The 22,168-nt window shown below is 48.8% G+C and carries 18 protein-coding genes, 1 tRNA gene and 1 pseudogene; 14 read left to right on the top strand and 6 right to left on the bottom strand.

All coding sequences use genetic code 11. The features are described 5' to 3' along the window. Positions 1-7: 7 nt before the first annotated feature. Positions 8-1,042: an AraC family transcriptional regulator gene (locus tag G8768_RS10125; protein ID WP_166844581.1), complete on the top strand. Its 1,035-nt coding sequence runs from the start codon at positions 8-10 to the stop codon at positions 1,040-1,042. Positions 1,043-1,080: 38 nt separating this feature from the next. Here the strand turns inward: G8768_RS10125 and G8768_RS10120 are convergent, their stop codons facing one another. Then, positions 1,081-2,550, bottom strand: a complete 1,470-nt coding sequence (locus G8768_RS10120; protein WP_166844583.1) for a DUF1254 domain-containing protein — start codon at positions 2,548-2,550, stop codon at positions 1,081-1,083. A gap of 283 nt (positions 2,551-2,833) precedes the next feature. Here G8768_RS10120 and thrS point away from each other — a divergent pair, with 283 nt between their 5' ends. From thrS to G8768_RS10065, 11 genes and pseudogenes are all read left to right on the top strand, one after another. Next, positions 2,834-4,756, top strand: a complete 1,923-nt coding sequence (gene thrS / locus G8768_RS10115) for a threonine--tRNA ligase (RefSeq protein WP_166844585.1) — start codon at positions 2,834-2,836, stop codon at positions 4,754-4,756. Between the two features lie 111 nt (positions 4,757-4,867). Continuing rightward, positions 4,868-5,407 (top strand): translation initiation factor IF-3, encoded by a 540-nt coding sequence (gene infC / locus G8768_RS10110; protein ID WP_166844893.1) that lies wholly within the window; start codon positions 4,868-4,870, stop codon positions 5,405-5,407. 61 nt (positions 5,408-5,468) lie between these two features. After that, a complete protein-coding gene (gene rpmI / locus G8768_RS10105) occupies positions 5,469-5,663 on the top strand; it encodes a 50S ribosomal protein L35 (RefSeq protein WP_166844586.1) in 195 nt (64 codons plus the stop codon). A gap of 37 nt (positions 5,664-5,700) precedes the next feature. Further along, on the top strand, positions 5,701-6,057 hold the full coding sequence (rplT, locus tag G8768_RS10100; protein WP_166844588.1) for a 50S ribosomal protein L20: 357 nt from the start codon (positions 5,701-5,703) through the stop codon (positions 6,055-6,057). A 260-nt stretch (positions 6,058-6,317) separates the two neighbouring features. Then, entirely contained in the window at positions 6,318-7,331 is a 1,014-nt protein-coding gene (gene pheS, locus G8768_RS10095) for a phenylalanine--tRNA ligase subunit alpha (protein WP_166844590.1), read from the top strand. 57 nt (positions 7,332-7,388) lie between these two features. Beyond that, positions 7,389-9,752: a phenylalanine--tRNA ligase subunit beta gene (gene pheT, locus G8768_RS10090; protein WP_166844592.1), complete on the top strand. Its 2,364-nt coding sequence runs from the start codon at positions 7,389-7,391 to the stop codon at positions 9,750-9,752. Positions 9,753-9,825: 73 nt separating this feature from the next. Continuing rightward, a complete protein-coding gene (ihfA, locus tag G8768_RS10085) occupies positions 9,826-10,128 on the top strand; it encodes an integration host factor subunit alpha (protein WP_166844594.1) in 303 nt (100 codons plus the stop codon). Beyond that, positions 10,109-10,468: a MerR family transcriptional regulator gene (locus G8768_RS10080; RefSeq protein ID WP_166844596.1), complete on the top strand. Its 360-nt coding sequence runs from the start codon at positions 10,109-10,111 to the stop codon at positions 10,466-10,468. Before ihfA ends, G8768_RS10080 begins: the two co-directional genes overlap by 20 nt. Positions 10,469-10,730: 262 nt before the next feature. Beyond that, a tRNA-Pro gene (locus G8768_RS10075) sits at positions 10,731-10,807 on the top strand. A gap of 248 nt (positions 10,808-11,055) precedes the next feature. Next, positions 11,056-11,247, top strand: a pseudogene (locus G8768_RS21350) (Arm DNA-binding domain-containing protein); the annotation flags it as partial. Between the two features lie 435 nt (positions 11,248-11,682). Further along, on the top strand, positions 11,683-12,204 hold the full coding sequence (locus tag G8768_RS10065; protein WP_166844598.1) for a hypothetical protein: 522 nt from the start codon (positions 11,683-11,685) through the stop codon (positions 12,202-12,204). A gap of 218 nt (positions 12,205-12,422) precedes the next feature. On the opposite strand, the gene G8768_RS10060 is transcribed toward G8768_RS10065, so the two are convergent. Genes G8768_RS10060 through G8768_RS10050 form a run of 3 tightly spaced genes read right to left on the bottom strand, consistent with a single transcriptional unit; the run spans position 12,423 to position 18,574 of the window. Continuing rightward, positions 12,423-12,851 carry a hypothetical protein gene (locus G8768_RS10060; RefSeq protein WP_166844600.1) on the bottom strand — a complete coding sequence of 143 codons (429 nt, stop codon included), beginning with the start codon at positions 12,849-12,851 and terminating at the stop codon, positions 12,423-12,425. 9 nt (positions 12,852-12,860) lie between these two features. Further along, positions 12,861-14,240 (bottom strand): RHS repeat-associated core domain-containing protein, encoded by a 1,380-nt coding sequence (locus G8768_RS10055; RefSeq protein ID WP_166844602.1) that lies wholly within the window; start codon positions 14,238-14,240, stop codon positions 12,861-12,863. Between the two features lie 5 nt (positions 14,241-14,245). Then, a complete protein-coding gene (locus G8768_RS10050; protein WP_166844604.1) occupies positions 14,246-18,574 on the bottom strand; it encodes an RHS repeat protein in 4,329 nt (1,442 codons plus the stop codon). A gap of 376 nt (positions 18,575-18,950) precedes the next feature. Between G8768_RS10050 and G8768_RS10045 the strand changes: the two genes are divergently transcribed. Further along, positions 18,951-19,907 carry a LysR substrate-binding domain-containing protein gene (locus G8768_RS10045; RefSeq protein WP_166844606.1) on the top strand — a complete coding sequence of 319 codons (957 nt, stop codon included), beginning with the start codon at positions 18,951-18,953 and terminating at the stop codon, positions 19,905-19,907. 20 nt (positions 19,908-19,927) lie between these two features. Here G8768_RS10045 and G8768_RS10040 read toward each other — a convergent pair whose 3' ends face one another. Together G8768_RS10040 and G8768_RS10035 are read right to left on the bottom strand one after the other, a co-directional pair. Then, positions 19,928-20,482, bottom strand: coding sequence for a lipid-binding SYLF domain-containing protein (locus G8768_RS10040; protein ID WP_166844608.1), 555 nt, complete (start codon positions 20,480-20,482; stop codon positions 19,928-19,930). Between the two features lie 100 nt (positions 20,483-20,582). Next, positions 20,583-21,188, bottom strand: a complete 606-nt coding sequence (locus tag G8768_RS10035; protein WP_166844610.1) for a TetR/AcrR family transcriptional regulator — start codon at positions 21,186-21,188, stop codon at positions 20,583-20,585. Positions 21,189-21,307: 119 nt separating this feature from the next. On the opposite strand from G8768_RS10035, the gene G8768_RS10030 reads away from it, so the two are divergent. After that, positions 21,308-22,069: an enoyl-CoA hydratase-related protein gene (locus G8768_RS10030; protein WP_166844613.1), complete on the top strand. Its 762-nt coding sequence runs from the start codon at positions 21,308-21,310 to the stop codon at positions 22,067-22,069. The last annotated feature ends 99 nt before the right edge of the window (positions 22,070-22,168 follow it).

Raw genomic sequence — 22,168 nt, 5'->3', positions numbered from 1 at the left:
TTACGTAATGACCGAGAGCACCCTAATCCCCAATACCCCAAGCACGACGGCCAGTTGGGCTCAGTTGATCGCAAAGGCGATCGAAAGTTATGGCCTGGATTCTCGCCCATTATTTGAGAAGGCCGGGATTGATATAGAGCAGATAAAGGCTCCGAACGCTCGGGTGCCGGTTTATAAAATGGAAGTGGTGTGGCGAGGTGCGGTGGAGCAATGTGAAGACCCGGCTTTTGCTTTGACGGTGGCTAAACATTTTCAGCCTAATGCCTTTAGTGCGATTGGCATGGCCATGGCTTCAAGCTCGACGCTGCTCGAAGGTTTGCGCCGTTGTATACGCTTTTATCGCTTAACCAGTGATGGGGCGCTGTTAAGCTTGAACGAGAGTGCAGGCTATATTCGCTTGCTGTTTGAAATTCCTGCCGAGCATGTGGAAGTTACCGAAGAGGCAATGGAAGCCTTTATCGGCTGCATGGTGCAGCTTTTTCGTTCTATGCTGGGCGCAGACTTTTCACCGGCTGCCGCGAACTTTATTCATCACCAAGAGAATGAAACACCGTATCAGCAGTTTTTCAACTGTAAGGTCGGTTTTGGCGAAAAACACTACGAACTGATTTTCAACAAGTCGGACACTGAACAGGAGTTGCTGTTCGCGAATCCCAATTTGGGGGATGTGCTTGATGAGTGGATGACAAAATACCTGGCGCGTTTCCAGAGTGAATTGTTGTCCACCAAGGTGCGAGCCTATTTGCTCGACTATCTTATTGATGGTGATGTCGATCAAAAACAAGTGGCTGAGCACATGGGGATGAGTGCTAGGGCCATGCAGCGAAAACTCAAAGAAGAGGGCAGCAGTTTCAGTGAATTGCTGGATGCCTGCCGGCTGCACTTTGCCGAACAGTTTCTGAGAGATGGAAAGTTAACCCTCGCAGAAATAACCTTTATGTTGGGTTTTTCTGATCAGAGCAATTTCTCAAGAGCGTTTAAGCGCTGGACTGGAACCTCACCCCAGCAGTATCGAAGTAAATTTGATGCCGCTGGGGTATAACTTCATTGGTTCTGAACTTTCTTTTTTGCCAGTTCTTATCAGCCAGCTTTCTTTATGCCGGGAATATACTTGTGCAAGGTTTTCGGGTTGCTGGCTTCTTCACTTGGGCGATAAATACGGTAGTTGATTCGAAATAAACCACTGCTGGGCGTGGGTAACCAATTGCTTTCATTTCCTTCCGGTGGCTTTCTTTGAATGTATATCGTCAGTGATCCATCGTCGTTGTAATGCAAGCCTTTGCTTCGGTCAGTGATTGCATAGCGATTGATGGGGTTTTCGACCAGTTGAAAATCCGGGCCATACATTGTGAGCGACCAGAAACCATTGCCAACAACTTTGGGGATTTCATCCGCTTCAAAGTGCAATACGTATTCGGCGCCGGCATCCAGCAGGTCACCTTGTCCGTCTTCATAGGTGCTGAAATAAACCGCTTCCTCTCTGTCGTGAACTATTAAGCCTTCCAGAGCACCCTCGGCGCGGTTGATGTAATTGTAACCGTAACTGCCTTCGTGCAGATTGTTCCAGCCAGTATCGTAGGCGGTGCCTCGGTACTTCACCTTCCAGCGCATAATATTGTAGGCGTCCAGCTCGGCCCTTTGTAAACCACGTAGAGTTGCCGTATCCAGTTTTTCGGGTTCAAATGCTTGGCCCGCGACTAATCCAATGGTTTTGAATTGGGCGAGGGCGGCAGCGTGTTTGGGTTCTGGTGGCGAATGCATCATCAAGTCCGCCATCTTGGTGAAGTAAGGCAGCTCCCCTTGGTATTTTTTGTTGGGGCGTTTTAGTGCAACAGGGTTTACCTTGCCAAAGGCCTTGCCCCAGTTGCTTAAGGAGGTGGTATGCATTTGGGCCTGCATGGCTTGTACCTTTTCCAGGTCACCTTCAATGTCCTGGTCGACGGCAATGCGTATTGCGCCCAGAAAGATATTTTCACGGGTTCGAATCACGGTGGTATCTTCGGGTGCTTTGCCTCTCCAGTCAGGGCCGGCGAAGAGGAAGTGACCCCCTTTGCCTTCACTGGCGCGTGATCCCAGGTAGGCAAAGTTTTCCAGGTTTTGATCGGTCAGTTGCAGCGACCAGTAACGTTCGGTTTCATCAGGTAGGCTCAGAATGACGGGCTCCTCGCTCACATCAAAAACCGCGCCACTGTAGACGGTGTCATTGTTGGGTGTGTATGGCAGATTGTCTTTGTCTGTCGCCAGCTTGTTCATATGCCCCAGTTGATTGGGGGGTGCACAGGGACATAAATGGCGAACGCGCGCCAGAAGCTTGGGGTTGGTACGTATACGATATTCCCGGTCAAAAATCGTCATCGGCAGACCAAACACATACGCTTGAATGCCAGTGGAATAAGCCCAGTTTTCCTTGGCCGCTTCATCTTGTTGCTTGATGTTCTGGTGGTTCATCAATACCGGTGATTCTTCAGCTATGGAACTAAAAGAGGCGGTGACCAGAAGGCTGCTTGTAAGGCTGAGGGTGGCGGTTAGGGAGAAGAAAGACGACTGCATAAAGGCCTCGCTATTGTTGTTAGCCGTTTATGCTAGCAAGCTTGCCGGGTCCGGCCTTGTCAGCAGGCGCCGATGCTTGATCTGAAGGCGACAAATAGCGGGCTTTTATCCTTCCTTGTGAATTGATTTGCCCTTGGTCGAATGGTAAAGTTTGCGCCCGAATTAAGCCCGCCAAAAGGCGGGCTTTTTCGTGACTTATAATCTCAGGGTACGGTTTCCCAAGTCGACCCAATTAATTCATGTGGCCTTTGGTAGGGGTCACCACTGATTAGGAATTTATAAAATGCCTGTAATTACACTTCCCGATGGTTCCAAACGCGAATTCGACAAGCCCGTAAGCATTTATGAGGTGGCGGCTGATATTGGCCCTGGCCTGGCGAAAGCGACGTTAGGTGGCAGAGTAAACGGCCAGCGTATGGATGCTTGCGACATTATTGAAGACGACGCTGAGCTTACCATCTTCACCACCCGCGATGACGACGGTATCGAAATTATCCGCCACTCCTGTGCGCACTTGCTGGGGCATGCTTTAAAGCAGCTGTACCCGGAAGCGAAGATGGCGATTGGTCCGACCATCGAGCATGGTTTTTACTACGATATCGATCTGGAGCACGCCCTCACCGACGAAGATGTGCAGGCAATTGAAAAACGTATGTTGGAACTCGCTAAAACCAACTACAGCGTTGTGAAAAAGAAGGTCAGCTGGCAAGAGGCCCGCGATACCTTTGAGCAGCGCGGCGAGCCTTACAAAATGGAAATCCTGGATAACGACATTGCCAAAGACGATCGTCCGGGTCTCTATCACCACGAAGAATACGTCGACATGTGCCGTGGCCCGCACGTGCCGAACATGAGCTTCTGCCATCACTTTAAACTGATGCGCGTTTCCGGCGCATACTGGCGCGGTGATTCCGATAACAAAATGCTGCAGCGTATTTACGGTATTGCCTTTGCTGACAAGAAAGCCCTGAAGGCGCATTTGCGTTTTCTGGAAGAAGCCGTAAAACGCGACCACCGCAAGCTGGGTAAGAAATTCGACCTGTTCCATTTGCAGGAAGAAGCGCCCGGTATGGTGTTCTGGCACCCGAAAGGATGGGCTATTTATACCGCTGTCGAACAGTACATGCGCAAAGTTCAGCGTGACAACGGCTATCAAGAGATCAAAACCCCACAGGTTGTGGATCGCAGCTTATGGGAGCGTTCCGGCCACTGGGATAAATTCCACGACGATATGTTCACCGTAAAATCTGAAGATAAAGATTTTGCGATCAAGCCCATGAACTGCCCGTGTCATGTGCAGGTGTTCAATCAGGGTCTGAAGAGCCACAAAGACCTGCCGCTACGTTTGGCTGAGTTTGGTTCCTGTCACCGTAATGAAGCATCGGGTTCGCTGCAGGGCATTATGCGTGTACGTGGCTTTGTGCAGGATGATGGCCACATCTTCTGTGAAGAGCGCGCCATTCAGGATGAGGTTTCAACATTCACGGATCTCCTGTACGCCGTTTACGCTGATTTTGGCTTCTCCGATGTCATCATTCGACTGTCCACCCGTCCTGAAAAGCGTGTAGGTACTGATGAAGATTGGGATCGTGCCGAAAAAGCTCTGGCAGACGCACTGAATGCCAAAGGGCTGGAATTCGAATATCTGCCAGGTGAGGGCGCCTTTTACGGCCCTAAGATCGAATTCTCCCTAAAAGATTGCCTGGGTCGTATCTGGCAGTGTGGCACCATGCAGGTGGATTTCTCCATGCCGGGTCGCCTGGATGCACAATATGTCGCAGAAGATGGGTCGCGCCAGGTGCCGGTGATGTTGCACCGTGCAATTCTGGGTTCATTTGAGCGTTTTATCGGTATTTTGATCGAGCATTACGAGGGTGCATTCCCAACCTGGCTGGCGCCAGAACAGGTCGCAATCCTCAATATTACCGATAATCAGTCCGAATATTGCCAAAAAGTGGAGAAAACCTTGTGTGACAAGGGCTTCCGAGCCAAATCGGACTTGAGAAATGAGAAGATCGGCTTTAAAATCCGCGAGCACACGATTCAGAAGACCCCTTACCTTGTGGTAATTGGGGATAAAGAGGTTGAATCGCAAGCAGTGGCCGTTCGCACACGCAGCGGCGAAGACCTCGGCAGCATGAGCCTTGAGGCCTTTATTGAACTGCTTGAACAAGACGTGGCGCAACGCAGCCGAGCTGCTTCCTGAAGTTACCGCCAAGACGGTATATCGAAACGGGAAGCGCCTCGGCGTTTGCGCTTGAGGGGCCAAAACTCCTCCTTGAGGGGAGGGCTGGCCCATATTTAGGAGAAAAGAGCAATTAAAAGAGATAATTCGAAAGGCCGTAGCAAAAAGGCCAACATCAATGATGCCATCGTTGCGGACAAGGTTCGCCTGATTGGTGCGGATGGAGAACAAGTGGGTATTGTCACACTGGACGAAGCGTTACAGGTGGCACGCTCAGCGAGTCTGGACCTGGTACAGATTGCAGGTGATTCTGACCCTGTTGTTTGTAAGGTTATGGACTACGGCAAACATCTCTTTGATATAAAGAAAACCAAGGCGGCTGCCAAGAAGAAACAGAAGCAGCAGCAGGTTAAAGAAATGAAATTTCGTCCGGGAACGGATATTGGTGATTACAACATTAAGTTGCGTAACATCACCCGTTTCCTCGAAGCAGGGGACAAGGTCAAGATTTCTCTAAGATATCGTGGCCGGGAAATGGCTCACCAGGAGTTAGGTATGGAGATGTTAGGCCGTATCGAAACTGACCTGGAAGAGATCGCGATTGTCGAGCAACGTCCGAAAATGGAAGGACGTCAGCTGTTGATGATCATCGCCCCGAAAAAGAAGAAGTGATCGGGCTTTTAGCTGCCTTCTCACTCTAAATTAACCATCAAATACATCTGGAGTTATTCTGATGCCAAAAGCTAAAGTACACAGTGGCGCTGCCAAGCGCTTCAAAAAGACGGCTGCGGGCTATAAGCACAAGCACGCTAACAAAAGCCACATCCTGACCAAGATGACCACTAAGCGTAAGCGTCAACTGCGTGGTACCAACATCCTGCATGAAGATAATGTAGGTCTGGTAGATCGCATGATGCGTGCCAAATAAGCAACGCTGGGTTATCAAATTTTAAGAGGATAGGATTATGGCACGAGTTAAACGTGGTGTAGTGGCACGTCGCAGTCACAAAAAAGTTTTAAAACAAGCTAAAGGTTACTACGGAGCGCGTTCGCGCATCTTCCGCGTAGCCAAGCAAGCGGTTATCAAAGCCGGTCAATACGCTTATCGCGATCGTCGCGTTAAAAAGCGTAACTTCCGCGCTCTGTGGATCACTCGAATCAATGCGCAATCTCGCAATGAAGGTTTGAGCTACAGCCGTTTGATCGCTGGTTTAAAGAAAGCCAACATCGAGTTGGATCGTCGCGTACTGGCTGACTTGGCCGTTCACGACAAGCCTGCTTTTGCGGCCATCGTTGAAAAAGCCAAAGCTGCTCTCGCTTAAGCACAACGATGAAAACACCTCTTCGAGGTGTTGCCTAGAAAGATGCGAAAAGGGGAGGAGCCGAAGGCTTCTCCCTTTTTTTTAGCTACAGGAATAGACAGGCAAAAGCCAATTACCAAAGTGTTTTACCGCACTCTTTTGAGTCAGGCTTGAATCAGGGCTTTGCAAAATATTTTGGTAATTTGCTTGATGGATCTGCGAAGCAGCTTCCAGATTCACGACAAAACAATATTAATGACAATTCAACATTGGAGACACCAATGGAAAATCTTGAAGCGCTAAAGCAACAAGCGCTTGAACTCGTAGCAAATGCCGAAGACATGGCGGCATTGGATGCCGTACGCGTTGATTACCTGGGGAAAAAGGGCCAGATTACCGCCTTGCTGAAAGGTCTTGGAAAACTGAGTGCTGAAGAGCGTCCAGCCGCGGGCGCTGAAATCAATAAAGCCAAGCAAGAAGTTCAGGATCAAATTACTGCCAAAAAAGCGGCTTTCGAACAAGCGGCTATTAACGCAAAGCTGGCCGAAGAAACGGTCGATGTTACTTTGCCTGGCCGACGCGATGAGCAGGGTGGTTTGCACCCGGTAACTCGCACCATGCAGCGAATTGAAGAACTGTTTACCGTGGCCGGTTACAGTGTAGAGCAGGGCCCCGAAGTGGAAGACGATTACCACAACTTCGCTGCACTGAATATTCCCGATCACCATCCAGCGCGTGCAATGCACGATACGTTTTATGTCGATGCCAGCCACGTACTGCGTACTCACACTTCTCCAGTACAAGTGCGCACTATGGAAAATCAGGAGCCGCCAATTCGCATCATCTGTCCGGGTCGTGTATATCGTTGTGACTCGGATTTAACCCATACCCCGATGTTTCATCAGGTAGAAGGCTTGGTGGTTGATAAAAATATCAGTTTTGCGGATCTCAAAGGCACCATGGTGCAATTCCTGCGCGCGTTCTTTGAATCCGATGTGGATGTGCGTTTCCGTCCATCTTATTTCCCATTCACTGAGCCCTCCGCTGAAATGGATATCCAGTGTACGGGTTGCGGTGGTGAAGGTTGTCGAATTTGCAGCAACACCGGCTGGTTGGAAGTGGGTGGTTGCGGCATGGTGCATCCAAACGTCTTTGAAATGAGCGGCATCGATACCGAAGTGTATTCCGGTTTTGCTTTTGGCATGGGCGTGGATCGCCTGGCTATGTTGCGCTATGGCATCAACGATTTGCGCATGATGTTTGAAAACGATCTGAAATTCCTTAAGCAGTTTTAAGCCTGCGGAAAAGATCGAACAACAACGACACAGAATTGAATTGGAAGAAAACACATCATGAAAGTATCTGAAAGCTGGTTGCGCGAATGGGTAAGCCCCAATATCAGTACAGAAGAATTGGTCGAGCAGCTCACCATGGCGGGTCTCGAAGTTGACGCCGTAGAATCCGCCGCTGGAGAATTCAGCAAAGTGGTTGTGGGTGAAATTGTTTCTATTGAACAACACCCCGATGCTGACAAGCTTCGCGTCTGCCAAGTAGCGGGTGGCGAAGACGAGCTTACTCAAGTGGTTTGTGGTGCACCGAATGCACGTGCCGGAATTAAAATTCCGTTTGCCTTGGTTGGTGCAAAACTGCCGGGTGATTTCAAAATCAAAAAAGCCAAACTGCGCGGCGTTGAATCCAAAGGCATGCTGTGTGCCGAAACCGAATTGCAGTGCGGTGAAGACGATTCCGGCATATGGGAATTACCAAGCGACGCCCCTGTCGGTACATGTTTGCGTGAATACCTGAATCTGGATGATCAAATCATTGAGGTGGATCTTACACCGAACCGCAGCGACTGCTTGAGCATGCAGGGTATTGCTCGTGATGTTGGTGTATTAAACCGTGCCCCGGTAACGCCACCACAGATGCCAGCGGTTGAAGCGGATACCAAAGAAACTCTGGAAGTTTCTCTTGAGGCTGGAGTGGCCTGTTCGCGTTATCTGGGGCGAGTGATTCGCGATGTTGATTTGTCCAAGCCAAGCCCGTTGTGGATGCAGGAAAAACTGCGTCGCGCCGGATTACGCTCCATTGATGCTGTAGTAGACGTAACCAACTACGTTCTGTTGGAGTTGGGTCAGCCCTTGCATGCCTTCGACATGAACAAACTGAAAGGCAGTATTCATGTTCGCCAGTCCACAGCCGGAGAAAAACTGACCCTACTGGACGGCCAGGATGTTGAGCTGAAAGACGAAACGCTATTGATCTGCGACAGCAACGGCCCGGTTGCGATGGCGGGCATTATGGGTGGCGAATCCACCGCGGTAAGCAAAGAAACCACCGATGTGTTTCTGGAGTGTGCCTACTTTGACCCTATTGCGATTGCCGGTCGTGCGCGCAGCTATGGCCTGCACACCGATGCTTCCCACCGTTACGAGCGTGGCGTGGACTATCAGCTGCAGGAAAAAGCCATTGAGCGTGCCACAGAGCTGCTGGTTGCAGCGGTAGGTGGCAAGGTTGGCCCAACGCATGTGGCTGAGCTGGCTGATCAAGTACCCGCAGAGCGCAAAGTAGAGCTGCGTCGCCACAAGATTGAATCCGGCTTGGGCTTCTCTATGTCGGATGAAGAGGTGGTTGATATCCTGACTCGCCTTGGTCTGCATCTGGTGGAAAACACCGAGACCGGTTGGGTCTTCACCGTACCAAGCTATCGTTTCGATATAGCGATTGAAGCCGATCTGTTGGAAGAGTTGGCTCGTGTATACGGCTATAATCGCCTGCCGACCACCAGCCTGGAAGCAGAAATCACCATTCTGCCGCGTAACGAAAGCAAAGTGGGTCTGCCGGCCCTGCGTCAGCAATTGGTTGCCCAGGGCTTTCAGGAAGCCATTTGCTACAGCTTTATCGACACTGAGCTGCAAAAGGTATTTAACCCCGATCAGCCCCCAATTGAACTGAAAAACCCAATCAGCGCCGATATGGCGGTTATGCGTACTTCATTGTGGCCAGGCCTGGTACAGGCATTGCAACATAACCTGAAACGTCAGCAGAGCCGTGCCAAGCTGTTTGAAACCGGCCTGAGTTTCCATTCCCTGGAGAAGCAGGTGCCTATGTTGGCTGGCCTAATGTACGGTGATCGCCTGCCAGAAGGCTGGAGCGCCAAAGCTGAAGCCACGGATTTCTACGACCTGAAAGGTGTTGTAGAGGGTCTGCTGGATATCACTTCCCAAAGCTTCCGTTTCGTGGCGGCAGAGCATTCCGCACTGCATCCAGGGCAGTGTGCGGCTATTGAACTGAATGGTGAGGTCGTCGGTTATCTCGGTGCCTTGCACCCGCAAATTCAGCAGCAGCTGGGCATCAATCAGTCCGTTTATCTGTTTGAAATCGAGCAGGCGGCCCTGTCTGAAGCGCGTTTGCCGGCCTTTAAGCCACTCTCGAAATTCCCTGAAGTTCGCCGCGACCTGGCACTGCTGGTGGCGCGTGAAACCACGGCTGACGCCCTTCTGGCAGGGGTGCGAGCTGCGGCCGGGGAAGAGCTTGTAGACTTAAAGGTCTTTGACGTATATACCGGCAAAGGTATTGATGCAGAAAGAAAAAGTGTTGCATTGGGCTTGACGTATCAGCATCCATCACGCACTCTTACGGAGGAAGAAATCAATTCCTCAGTAGATGCGGTGGTCAAGCGTCTTGAGGAAGAACTGGGTGCCAGCCTGAGGTAAAACGCCAGCCAAACCGGCCGGTTTAGCGCTTCGGGTAGGGCAATAAGTTTCAGGAAGGAGCTTTGTCTCAACCATGTCAGCACTGACCAAAGCCGATTTGGCCGAGAAGCTGTACGAAGAACTTGGTTTCAACAAGCGTGAAGCCAAGGAGCTTGTCGAGCTGTTTTTTGAAGAAATTCGCGCCGCGCTGGAGTCTAATGAGCAGGTTAAGCTCTCGGGCTTTGGCAATTTTGAGCTGCGCGATAAAAGCCAACGTCCTGGCCGCAACCCCAAAACCGGAGAAGAGATCCCCATCACGGCACGCCGTGTGGTGACTTTTCGCCCTGGGCAAAAACTCAAGGCACGTGTAGAAGCTTATGCTGGAACCGACGAATAATGACGAACTGCCGGAGATCCCCGGTAAGCGCTATTTTACTATTGGCGAGGTAAGCGAGCTGTGCGCAGTGAAACCCCATGTGCTGCGCTACTGGGAGCAGGAATTCCCACAGCTGAAACCGGTAAAACGTCGCGGTAACCGCCGTTATTACCAACGCCAAGACGTACTGACCATACGCCAGATTCGAGCGCTGCTGTACGAGCAGGGCTTCACTATCGGCGGTGCTCGCCTGAAAATGAACAGCGAGCCGGAAGAGGGCGATGACAAGCAGGAATTCCAGGCACTGGTACGTCAAATGATCAACGAATTGGAAGAGCTGCTGGACACGCTAAAGGCCTAAAAGCTACAGCGGAGCAGCAAGCCAACAAAAGCCGGGTTTCCCCCGGTTTTTTTATGCCTGAAATTCAGAGATTTAGCGATCAAATCGCAGATGATGTGCCCGCAAAAGAGAGACAAAACAAGAGTTCGACAAAGCCCCAAAATGCCAAAATTCGCTTGCAATCAAAGGCTTATCGGGTATTATAGCCGCCTCTCCCAATTCGGGAGCTTCCAATAAAGCTTGCTGCAGCATCTTCGAATCACGCAACAAACTTTATCTCTATCGGGGCGTAGCGCAGTCTGGTAGCGCACTACACTGGGGGTGTAGTGGTCGTAGGTTCAAATCCTGCCGTCCCGACCAATTTCCTTTTTCATGTTCGATCTGTATTTGTCCATTTCACTCAAAAAGCACTGTTTTTATAGTCTTTTTTCTCGTTTTTTTCTCCCTTTCTCTCGTGGTATTGCTGCCCAGTGCGTAAATTGGGGGGGGGGTAGCATTGGGGGTATTGCTTCCTATAGACTCCCCTGTACCCCCAATATCAGGATTCAAAGTAAAAATGAAGCTCGCAGCCACCGCCTTAAAACAGGCGAAGCCCAAGTAAGCCCTATAAACTCGCTGATGGGGGCGGTATGCACCTCTATGTCAGGCCTTCCGGGGCTAAGGTCTGGCGGGCGAAATACCGTTTGGCTGGGAAAGAGCAGCTTGCCACATTGGGGGGTTATCCGGCCGTGACTCTGTCCGATGCCAGGAAGGAATTGCTCAAGCTGAAAACGAAACTGGCACAGGGGGAGATTCCTTAAGAACCCTTGATCGAGCGAACAGTGTTACCAGGGCACTTAAAAGATAGTGGGGTTTGACGGTATGCCTAGCGTTAAAGGCAGTGCTCGGGGGGGCGAGGGAGTTGAGTCCATCTGCTGCTATATGCTGATACTAGTAAGGTGTATTGCACCGCTCGCAAGGCGGTATAGAAATTCGAGCTTTTAACGGCTCGGCCGGCTGAGCTGATTTCAAGAGACTTTGCAATGAAATCAGAAATTACAGTCATAGTTGAGATTAAGGTGGATGTTGCCAAGGTGATAACTTCTTTATGTAGTTTGGCTTTGGTGTTGCTTTATATCTTATAGTGAAGCCCTCTGCAGGCTATGGTTTGCAGGGGGTCTTTCTAGGTTAAGTTTGATTTCTCATATGTAGGTGTTAAATTGGCTGTGTTTAGCCTTATTAGGATTTATTTCTAGGTGCGCCATTATTCAGCCGTTATAGTTTTTGCTCTGTTTGCCGTTACATGTTTGTCTCGTTTAATTTTGGGTGATTTTTCAGGGGCGCTAACTTTTCTTTCTGCTGGTGTTTTTTTGGTCGTAGTCATTTTTACTGGCTTTGAATCAAATGCAACTCTAGTTACTTCGCTATCGTTATGCTTAATTAATTTTCCGATGTTGTTAAACAGTATCGGAGAGTATTTTGATCCAGATCGCCAGTCTGCCTCAATCAATTCGGTCTTAGAGTTTTATAAGCCTGGCGGCTGTCCTGGAATACGCCTTCTTTCGACTCGAGAAATAGAGGATCTTGCAAAGCTGAAAGAAAAAGCTCTACATGTTTGTGCGTTACAGCCTATATCTGATGCCTCGATGGTAGCTACGGAGATGGCGGTAGCTATGGCCAGCCCTGTAGTAGGAGCAACGTGGGAGATTCGAAAAGGTGATGTGAATATCTACAAGTGTCTTGAACTAAATCAAAAACTTGAGGCTATGTGTCTTTAAAAATGCAGCAATACTAAATAATAGATTGCTGTATTTGATACTTGGAAATCTAACTTATTGTCCGAATTACCTGATAAAATTTATAACCAGCGGACGTAAAGTCAAAGAGAGATAAGCCAAAGAATGATATGGTCACATAAAAAGGAATTGTGTCTATGCTGATTAAAGAAACAAAAGACACTATTAGTCCCGCGATGGCGGGACTAATTCTATCCAAGTTATTCAGGCTTAAATCCGAAAGTCATATCACCTTCCATTGTGAACGTCATGCACCACGCATAATTCTCACCTATAAAATAGTGATGATCAGGGTACTCTAATATTTGCTTAATGCATTTCCTCAGAATGTCAATTGACATGGTTAGAGCACATTCAATTGCACTGTCATTAATATAAACAAGCTTTCCGCTTAAGCCTTTTTTTTCAATAATCGCGTTAAAAAAATTAACCCATTCGGCCACATCATTTTTATTATTTGTGGTTTCAACAATTGAATTCGGGACTTGATCCCAACTAATTTTTGAGCCGCCTAACGGAAAAACCTCTGCAAGACGACCAAAATAGGCCTCGCTCGATTCTTCTAAATAGACTTCGCCAGTCTTTATAAAAGCATCTAGGTTAACCAATAATTCTTCTTCAAATGACATATCTGATTCCTACTTACACATAAAACGCTTGACAATATTGTTAACCGTTTTCTGATCGCCTTTAAATTTAAAATGCGGCCCTTTTTCTTTCCCTGATTGTACATTGATATGAGCCCCGTTTCGCTCATCAAACTCAATACGAAAGTGAGCCTTTCCATCTGCTGACTGCATCCCAATGGGTTGGCCAGCGCTAGGACCAAACTTACCAATTTTCGGTGAATGAGCCTTAAAGCCCCTTTGTTCCAGCCATTCTAGCGCAACATTTCTCGCTTGGTTAAAATCTGCTTCGGAGGCTCCTCCTGGCCCGTTATGGACCAATACACCCTGCTCACCTACGAAGTAGTTATGCTCACCTTCTACCTCAAAGTTAAATACGTCGGTAAGACCTTTACGAAAATCAACACTATTGATTATTGAAGCAGAACCATCTGTTTTCAGCAGTTTAGTGTCAACCGTCAAGTCTTTCGCCGCAACCCATTTTTCGATTTCAGGCAACCAATATTTGTGAGAGGGTGTAGACGTTATAACTTCGCCGTCAATACGAATATCAACTAAGTCTTCAGTCCAGTTGTGGTAGGTATCTGTAACTGTGCGAACAACAAGTTCATTTGTTTCTTGATCGTAGGCATAAACGCTGTCGCCAGCTTCAATATCTTCGATATGTTTCTCCCCATCGGGAGTTTTAATTTTTGTTCCAGCAACAAAGCAAAGGTTCGCTGTTTTCTTTGCAACATCTATTGGTGGGCTAATACCTTTGGGGCCCGAGCCAGCAGGAATTTTACTCTTCGCCCATTTCAACCCTTTGCCGGCTACTTTGAGGGCGCCTAGTCCAGTTGCGCTCATTACTGCCCCAATTAGCAGGCTTTTTGCTGCGGCACCAGCTCCTTCGTTTTGATAAGTTTGATAGGTTTCATAAAGGGTTATCGCGCCAAATACAGCTCCTAGAGCCGCAGTAGCGTATCTCCCGTCGGGATCAACATAGGTATAGGGATTGTTATTTGCATAGACATAGCGATTGAAAAATAAAGGGTTTTCCTCTAGTTGGCTGGAGAAATTAGCTGGATCAGGGCTCAAAAATCGACCGAGTTCTGGAGAGTAGTAACGTCCCTTCATGTAAGTCAGGCCGCTTTCACGATCCTGATAATGGCCGGTAAAGGCGAGGGGGTTATTATTACTGGCTTCGTCCTTGATGGTTTTTTCGCCGAATGCGGTGTAGGACTCTTGCCAGATGACATTGCCGGATTCGTCTGTTGCCGCAAGGGGATTACCCAGAATGTCATTGTGGTAGTACACAATGTCTTCGCTGGGCGCCGCGTTTGCGGCATTCCCCAGAAGTGCTGAGATGACTAGTAGTAGGGCCAGTAAGCGGCGTTGTATTGAGTCGTTCATTGTCCTTAATCTCCTTTTTTGCCGCTGTTATTACGTCGAGCCTGGATGATGACGGGGCCGTTGCCGCCACCGCCAACACAGATTGCCGTGGCGGGGCATTCGTCAACCGGGCCTCCGGTGCCTCCACCTCCGTCGCCTACGCAAATTCCGGTGTCAGGGCAGTCGTCCTCGCCATTGTCGCCATTGCCTCCGCTCCCTCCATTGCCGGTACCGCCTCCACCATTGTCATCGTCAGGGCCAGTTCCATCATCTGTACCGCCTGAGCAGCCTCCAGCTACTCGAGTAACCTGGATTGCATAAGCATCTTCTCTTCCGCTGATACAGAGCTGATGACGAAACTCGTTCTGGATTGGGACAATGTCATTGCAGTACCAACTGTCATCTACAACGGGAACTGGCTCGGGCGGCCTTTCGGGAGAGCCGGGAGGTCGCATATCGTAGTGTTCCAAACGATAGATGTTTTGTGTGGGGTCAATGCATAGTTCGCTGAATACGAAATAGGCGGCATCTGCCGGTAATGTGCGGCGACACTGCCACTGCTCATTCGGATCTATGATGTCGTTTGAAAGTGTGTCGTTTGGATCATAATCAGTGCAGTTGCCATCAGGGATATTGTCGACTGAACCATCATCTTCGCCGGTTCCGTCGCCTCCGGAGTCGCCGTTATCTCCTGAATTGTCTCCATCGTCACTACCATCATCGCCGGAGTTGTCTCCTCCTGAGTTATCTCCACCATTATTGTCGTCACCTGTATCGCTGTTGTCGGGTGCAGGGGCAGGGGGCTGAGTGCGAAGTTGCTCTTTGCAGTCAGATTCGCCGTCGCCATCGCTGTCCAGGTCAGAGGCACACTGGATAAGGCTGGCAATACGTTTCTTCTGAAGATAAATGTGCTCGAGGCCGCCCTGGGCGATCGGGTCGTATTCTGCAAGCAGTAAACCTGAGCGGCTGTAAAAGAACTCCCTGCGTCTATCGGGATCGGTTTTCAGAAAACGATTGCCAGCTCCGTCGTACGCATACTTAGTATGGTTGTTATAGGTTTTAAGATGACCGTCGTGGCCGAATGAGTATCGGCGTTCGACGCCAATTGATGTGGTGTGGCCGTAATCGTCATAATTCACATCAGAGATTACGCCGTCTTTGTTAACACTGGACAGGCGCCAGTCAGCTGAGCTGTAAGCCAGGCTTAGATTTTGGGTGCCTCGATTGTTGCTGGTGATGTTGTGTGCGTAGTCGTATGCAAAGCTTTCTGTGGTTGAACCTCTTGCCGTGCTGATTAACTGGTCGTTCGAGTCGTATTGCATAACAAGGTCAGGGTAGGGGCCTGTGATACTGCTCATACTTTTCATGTTGCCTTTGGGGTCGAAGGCGTAGTCGAAGCTCATGACACCGGCGATGATTTGTGTATCTGGCCACAGTCGTTGTGCAGACTGCGTAAAGATCTGCTTTCTACCATTGCCATAGTTCACCCGTTTCAACATGCCATTGGGAAAATATTCGATGCGGGAAACGAAACCGCTCACGCTTCTCGGGCGCCCTAAGTCATCAGGCTTCAGGTTAATCCGGCGGCCACTTGGGTAGGTCAGATAGTTCAAGGCATCAATGGCATTGTATTCATATTGAGCAACGAAGCTGTTTCCGCCTTGAATTAGCAGAGTTTCTTTGGATAAGTTATTTCCAAGATCGTACTCATAGCGGCGAATGGAATCACCCTTGGTGACTTCTGTCATATTGCCGTATAGGTCGTATTGATAACTTTCGTCCGGGGTATCTTCGGGATAGTTAATGCTCTGGAGTCTTCCAAAACTATCGTATGTGTAGTTTATTGCGGGTTGGAAGCCTGTTTGTTTAGTTTTTACCTGGCCATCGTTGTAGTGGGTGTAACTGACATCGCCGTAGTCAGGATGGGTCTCCTTGATCAAAAACCGCTTGTTGTTGTAACTCAGGTTTCTGGTTTTTGAGCCTGTATAGGTGACATACTGATAGGAAATTGGCTGTAGTAGGTTATTCCGAGTGATCTTTAACAGCTGTCCACCTGGAATTTCAAATTGCTTCAGGGCTTTTTCACTCGGATTACCGAAGACATCAAAGTGTTGATATCTGATTCGATTGTTTTCATCCGTATGTTTTACTGAGTAGTTTGAATTGTACTCAAATCTTTGGGAGCTGCCGTCAGCATGGGTCATCTTTGTGGTACGGCCCAAGGCATCATATTCTGTTCTGGAGAATAAACTTTTTGAATTTGGCAGGTAATCTTGAACCTTGCGGCCTAATAGGTCATAGCTATAGCTCAGGGAAATACCTTCTGAGGTTTGATTGGTCAGGGAGCCCTGGGCGTCAAAGGTTTTTTGTTCTTTGAAGCGCCCTCGTTTGAGGGTGCGCCTAATTCCCGAGCGTGGATAGCTGTAACTGATTTTAATGTTGCTGTCATTTGAACGAGGCGTGTTGATATAGGTCAGACGCCCAAGATGGTCATAGCTATATCCAGTGGTTCGGTTGAGTTGGTCGGTAAACGACTCAACTTCTCCGAAACGATTCACTGAGAGCTTTACAGTTGAGGAATCGGGATAGGTGGTTTTTTCGGGTTGCCCGGCACTGTAGTTTGAATAGCGAGTAATCCTTCCTGCTGGATCTGTCTGGCTGCTTAGGTTGCCCCGTCCGTCATAGTGGTATTGAGTGATAACTCCGTAAGCGTCACTGCGGGAGAGATTTCCTTGAGAGGTGTAGGTGTTTTTAGTCGAACCAGGAATATTACTGATTCTGTTTTCCAGTGGAAGCCCCACAATCCAGCGTTGTAGATCATTCTTGTAGCTAAGGTAAGTGATCTTACTTTTGGAGCCTCTGGAATCGATTCGTTGAGGGTTTCCGTAGACATCAAAGTTTGAATAGGTTTCCCGGTAGAGATCTCCATTCAATGTGGTTTCACGTTGTCTGAGTACAGGGAATGAATACTCTTCCTGAACTTTTAAGCCTCTGCGTTGAACATTGTTTTGTTCTGAAATTTCAATTTCAGCCCAGTCGTATAAGTCACGTTGTAGAACATGAGAGCAGTTTCTGTCTCGGTATTGCACCTTCTCGGTGAGCGTTCCCACAAGGTAGATATAGGGACTTACACCGGAAAGCGTTGACTTGGTAATTGCCTGGTTTCCGATATGTGTGTATTTCTGGCAATAATAGGGCCCTACGATGGTCGTAACGTCTTGCTCCATATTGGAAGGAAAACTGCCCAGAACAGGGCGACCAGTTCCGGCGGGGGAGTAGCTGTAGGTCCAGTCAGCAGATTTGTTTCCCCAGCTCAGTTTCTTTCGGGTAACAACTGTCGTTTTTTCAAAGGTTGAACCATCGAATGCGACGGCACCGAAAGTGTATTCGGATTTTAGGCTAGTCGGAGAAGTCACTCCTGATATTGAGTAACGCCCTGCACCTGCAGAGGTTTTGTACTGATATTTCCAGCTACGCCCTTGTGGCGGCACGGCTTGACTCAAGAATACTTTGCCGTTGCCACTTGGGACGGACTTATACTGATACTTCACCGTGCGACCGTGAGCGGATATGCTCTTGAGCAAGGTTTTGCTGGAATTGAGTTTTTTGTAGTTGAATGTAACTCTTCGGCCGTCGTTGGCAGTAACCGATTCAATGACCTTGTAGTTGGTAATACGGCTTGTGTAGTTAATATTGATGCGGTTGCCGTAGGTATCTTCGATTCGCGTGACGAGATACGCAAACTGATTATCTTGTTGGAAATCAGTTATTCCCACCAGCCCCCAAAGGCTATAGGTGTACTTAGTGCCTTTTGAATCGTAGACTTCCAGGCCGCCGTTGCTGCGACAGCGGGCAATCCAGTTGTTGCGTCCGATTAAATCGTAGTGATCAATGCCAGGCTTGGCATCAACCAGGGAGATGCGCGAGCCATCAGCCAGTTCCAGTACTGGACTTTTCTCAAACGACACGTTATTGGTTCTGCAGGTCGCGCCGGTAATGGGTTTGTTGTTGTGGGTCCAAACCCGGCCCATATGAATATCCCAGCCGAGACCGGTGACCTTGCGTGCGCCTTTTAAATACGGTTGCCCAATTAAATTGGGGTCTCCAGCCAATGATCGATAAATTCGATTGATGTTAATATCGAAACCGTTACTACCGGGCAAATGAATATCCACATAGGATAAATTCAGTGAGCCACTGAAAGGATCGATTCGCTCCATTTGGGTTACTGCTTCTGAGCGATCCTGACTTTTTCCGGGAGCGGAATAGTAATCCGGAATTGGGTTGGACTGGGAAAGTTGAGGGCACAGTGCGACAAGGGTCGCCAGTAAAATACCGGTGAGGACTCGTTCCATGAAAAAACTCCAAGGCTACTTGAGGTTGGTGATAACCAAAATACGGTAATGCGGTGAGCATTCTTGCTGAATTGTTTTTGGAAAAGAAGGTGTCTTACAGGTAAATCATTCAGAGGTTTTAGGAACTTTTCTTGAGCTGAATGTTAAATTGGTTTTAAAGTATGAATTGATAATTCTTAATCATTCGGAGACGCCTAGTATCATAAAGAGCGTCGTAAGGGCATGCCGTCACATGCTAGGAATTAGGCTGAACTCAGCCCTGAAAATCATCGGTAAGACTTTTGATAGTGGCTGTGTTTTCTTGATAATTAACGCTGGCAAAAAATACTGTATTATAAGCTGTCTGACTTAGATGCTAACGAAGAAAGGCGATTCCATGAAATCCCCAACCCACCTAAATGCCCTCCGCGCCTTCGAAGCCACTGCCAGGTTGGGCAGTTTTAAGGCCGCTGCCGATGAGATTGGGGTAACGCCTGAGGCGGTAGGGCAGTTGGTGAGGACTTTGGAATCTTACTTGGATATTCAGCTGTTCCATCGCGGTCGTGGTGGTAAGCGTTTAACGCCGACTAAGGAAGCCCTGGAGGTTCTGCCGAGTTTGAGTGAGGCTTTTCGGAGCTTGGTGTCCATTACGGATACGTTGAAGGGTTTGTCACGTTCAAATGTGGTCACGCTCAGTTCTTCACCTTCGGTGATGGCGAAGTGGTTATTGCAGTTGCTACCGAGTTTTTTGAGCGAAAACCCGGAGTTGGATGTTCGTTTGGATATGACAGATCGAGTATTGGACGTGTCGGCTGGCGAAGCGGATATTGCTATTCGTTATGGGCAAGAAGTTAGTTCTGCCGGTCTAGATGTCATTGAACTGGTTCGCGACGAAAAGCTGTTTCCAGTTTGCTGTCCGCGTTTGCTGGAGGAACACCCGGAAGTTACCGGATTGGATGGGTTGCTGAGACAAACCTTGATTCGAGACGCTACCATGAAAAACCCGCGCTATCCCGGTTGGTCAGAGTGGTTTGAAAAAGCGGCTAATACGAACGGGAATGGTGAAAAGGTTAACAGAAAAAAGGTAAGCAATGCCAGGTTGGAAGCTGGTCACTATTTGGAAGTGAATGCTTCATTGGCAGCTATCGAAATGGCCAAAATGAGCCAAGGCGTTGCACTGGCTCGTGAGTATCTTGTTCGTAGCGAAATTGCCAACGGCAGTCTGGTGAATCTTTACCCGGACTGTGCGATTTCAACATCCTGGAATTATTATATTGTGACGCGCAAAGACTCTGGTGAAAATGTTGAACGATTTGCCCGTTGGCTCAAAGAGAATCTGAGCCAACATTTATAGGAGTGCAAATATATTTTTGCTTAATTCAGCAGGTCGTCCTTCCAGAATTTTGTTCCTTTAAGTGTGGCCTGCAGAGCAACGCCGGCTTTGGTGATTTGATAAACCCTGAATCCGCTAATGGATTTTTCGCCCCCGACCGCTCCGCCTTTATTGCTTGATTTTACGGCGGCATCCGCCTGGCCGCCGAATCCCCAGCCGCTGTTGATAAAGTCGTTCATGGCACTTTGGTTATCGAAGACGATCAATATGCGGAAGTCCTTTACGCCTACCCCCAGGCCGATGCCCACTTCACCCATTTTCATATAGGTTTTGGCTTTGCTCTTGCTATTCGTGACCACGCCGTAACCAGAGCCAAAGCTGGCCAGGATCAGATTAATGTTAGCGTTGCTGAAAACGGCATAGCCGGGTGACTCTGCGACCACCGCACGAAGGGAAGGGTTTTTACTGTACATTTCCTTCAGCACGCTGGATTCCATATCCAGAATGACTTTGCGTTGTTCGGGTTTGCTGAGTGAGGTGTGGCTTGCGCAAGCGGAAAGGACAAGGGCTGAAAACAGGAGCAATAAATTCTTCATGTCTTACTCTTCGGCAGAATAGTTTTCGAGAGTGTATCACCGGCTCAGTCCAAGATTTGTGTTGTGCCGCAAGCTTTATGGCATCCTTATATACGCGGGCTCAGGAGGGCATATCCACCGATGCGGCAACCTGCCGCCACATCACTTCAAATACTGCGTCTTTTGATGGTTTGCGCTTTCTGGAGAGGGCGTGTGAGATCACCTGAACGAGTGCCCCAAACATGGCGGCGCCCGCGAGATCGGCATCCACATGTGAGGGGAGTGTGCCCAGAGATTGTGCACGTTTGATGCCTTTGGCGGTGCGGGTAATAACGGCAGCAATTCGCTCGCGTTCTCGGCTGGCGACTTCCGGGGCTCGGGCGAACTGCCCGTGAATAACACGGGTAAAGGGCTCTTCGTACATAAAGTCGATGCCCATTTTCAGGCGAATTTTTTCGCTTTCCATCCAGTCCATGGATTTGTGCAGGTCCAGGGTAAAAATCTCTTTGTTTAGGCGGTCGTAGTAGTCATCGACAATTGCGGTCACTAAGCCATTTTTCGATCCAAAATAGCGATGTACCACACTGGCGACCACGTCGGCTTCTTTGGCAACGCGAGCAATTTCTATTTGTCCATCGAATTTCATGGCAACCGTTCTGGCCGCTTCCAGCAAGCGGTTGCGGGTTTCGATGCCTTTTTTTGTTTTGGGAGTAATGAGGCTATTCATGGATGGAATTATGCCATAAATGCTAAAAGTGATGTCACTTCACTTATTGACAGTGATCGAAAAAGCACAATAATGAAGTCACTTCATTTTTATGTGTGTGGATAGACGGAGAAATCATTGTGAATACGACGACATTTGAAAGCAGAGGGGAGATCGGCCTTATTCGCATCGATCATACCCCCAGAAATTCAGTCACTTTGGATTCGGCAGAGCAGTTTCTGACCGCGATCACTCAGGCAATGAATTCATCTTGCAAGGCGGTTGTGATTACGGGAACCGATGACAGCTTTTGTGCCGGGATGAATTTAAAGGAAGTGCCGAATTATACGCCGGAGCAACAGTGTCGCTTGCTGGAACTCGCCAATAAGAACATTTGTACTCTATACAGCTCGCCGAAACCGGTGATAGCCGCGGTTAATGGTCACGCCGTTGGTGCCGGCCTGACCATTGCGCTGGCCTGTGATTATCGAATTGCCGCGGATGGTGATCATTTTGCCTATGGCTTGACTGAGGCTCGTGCTGGAATCCCGTTTCCGGCTTGCCCGGCTGTTGCCGTGAGGGCAGAGCTGGCGCCTCAGGATGTGCGTTTTCTTACGCTCTACAGTAAGAATGTGAATGCCCGGCAAATCCACAGTAGACGAGTTGTCGACGAGATTGTGCCCCATGACCAGGTGCTTGAGCGGGCCATTGCGGTTGCCGAAGATATGGCGAGCATTCCGGCCGATTCCTACGCGGCGGTAAAAGGGCAGTTCCGCAATGATGCGATCCAAAAAATGAAGGACATTGTGGCTAACAACAGTGACCCAATGATGAGCAAGTGGGTCAGTGATAGCGGTATGGATGCGGCGGACTCCATGCTTAGCCAGAAACCGCAGGCATAGCAATTTTTAAACAAAGAATATCTTCGTTTCAATCGAAGATATTCCCATTTGTTGCCTTTGGTTTTCAGCAATAAACTGGATTTCACCTAGTTTGTTCAA

It is taken from the genome of Pseudoteredinibacter isoporae (assembly GCF_011602085.1).
In the GTDB taxonomy this organism is placed as follows: domain Bacteria; phylum Pseudomonadota; class Gammaproteobacteria; order Pseudomonadales; family Cellvibrionaceae; genus Pseudoteredinibacter; species Pseudoteredinibacter isoporae.
Note: the sequence above shows the minus strand (reverse complement) of the source record. Positions and strands in the feature narration are given on the sequence as shown.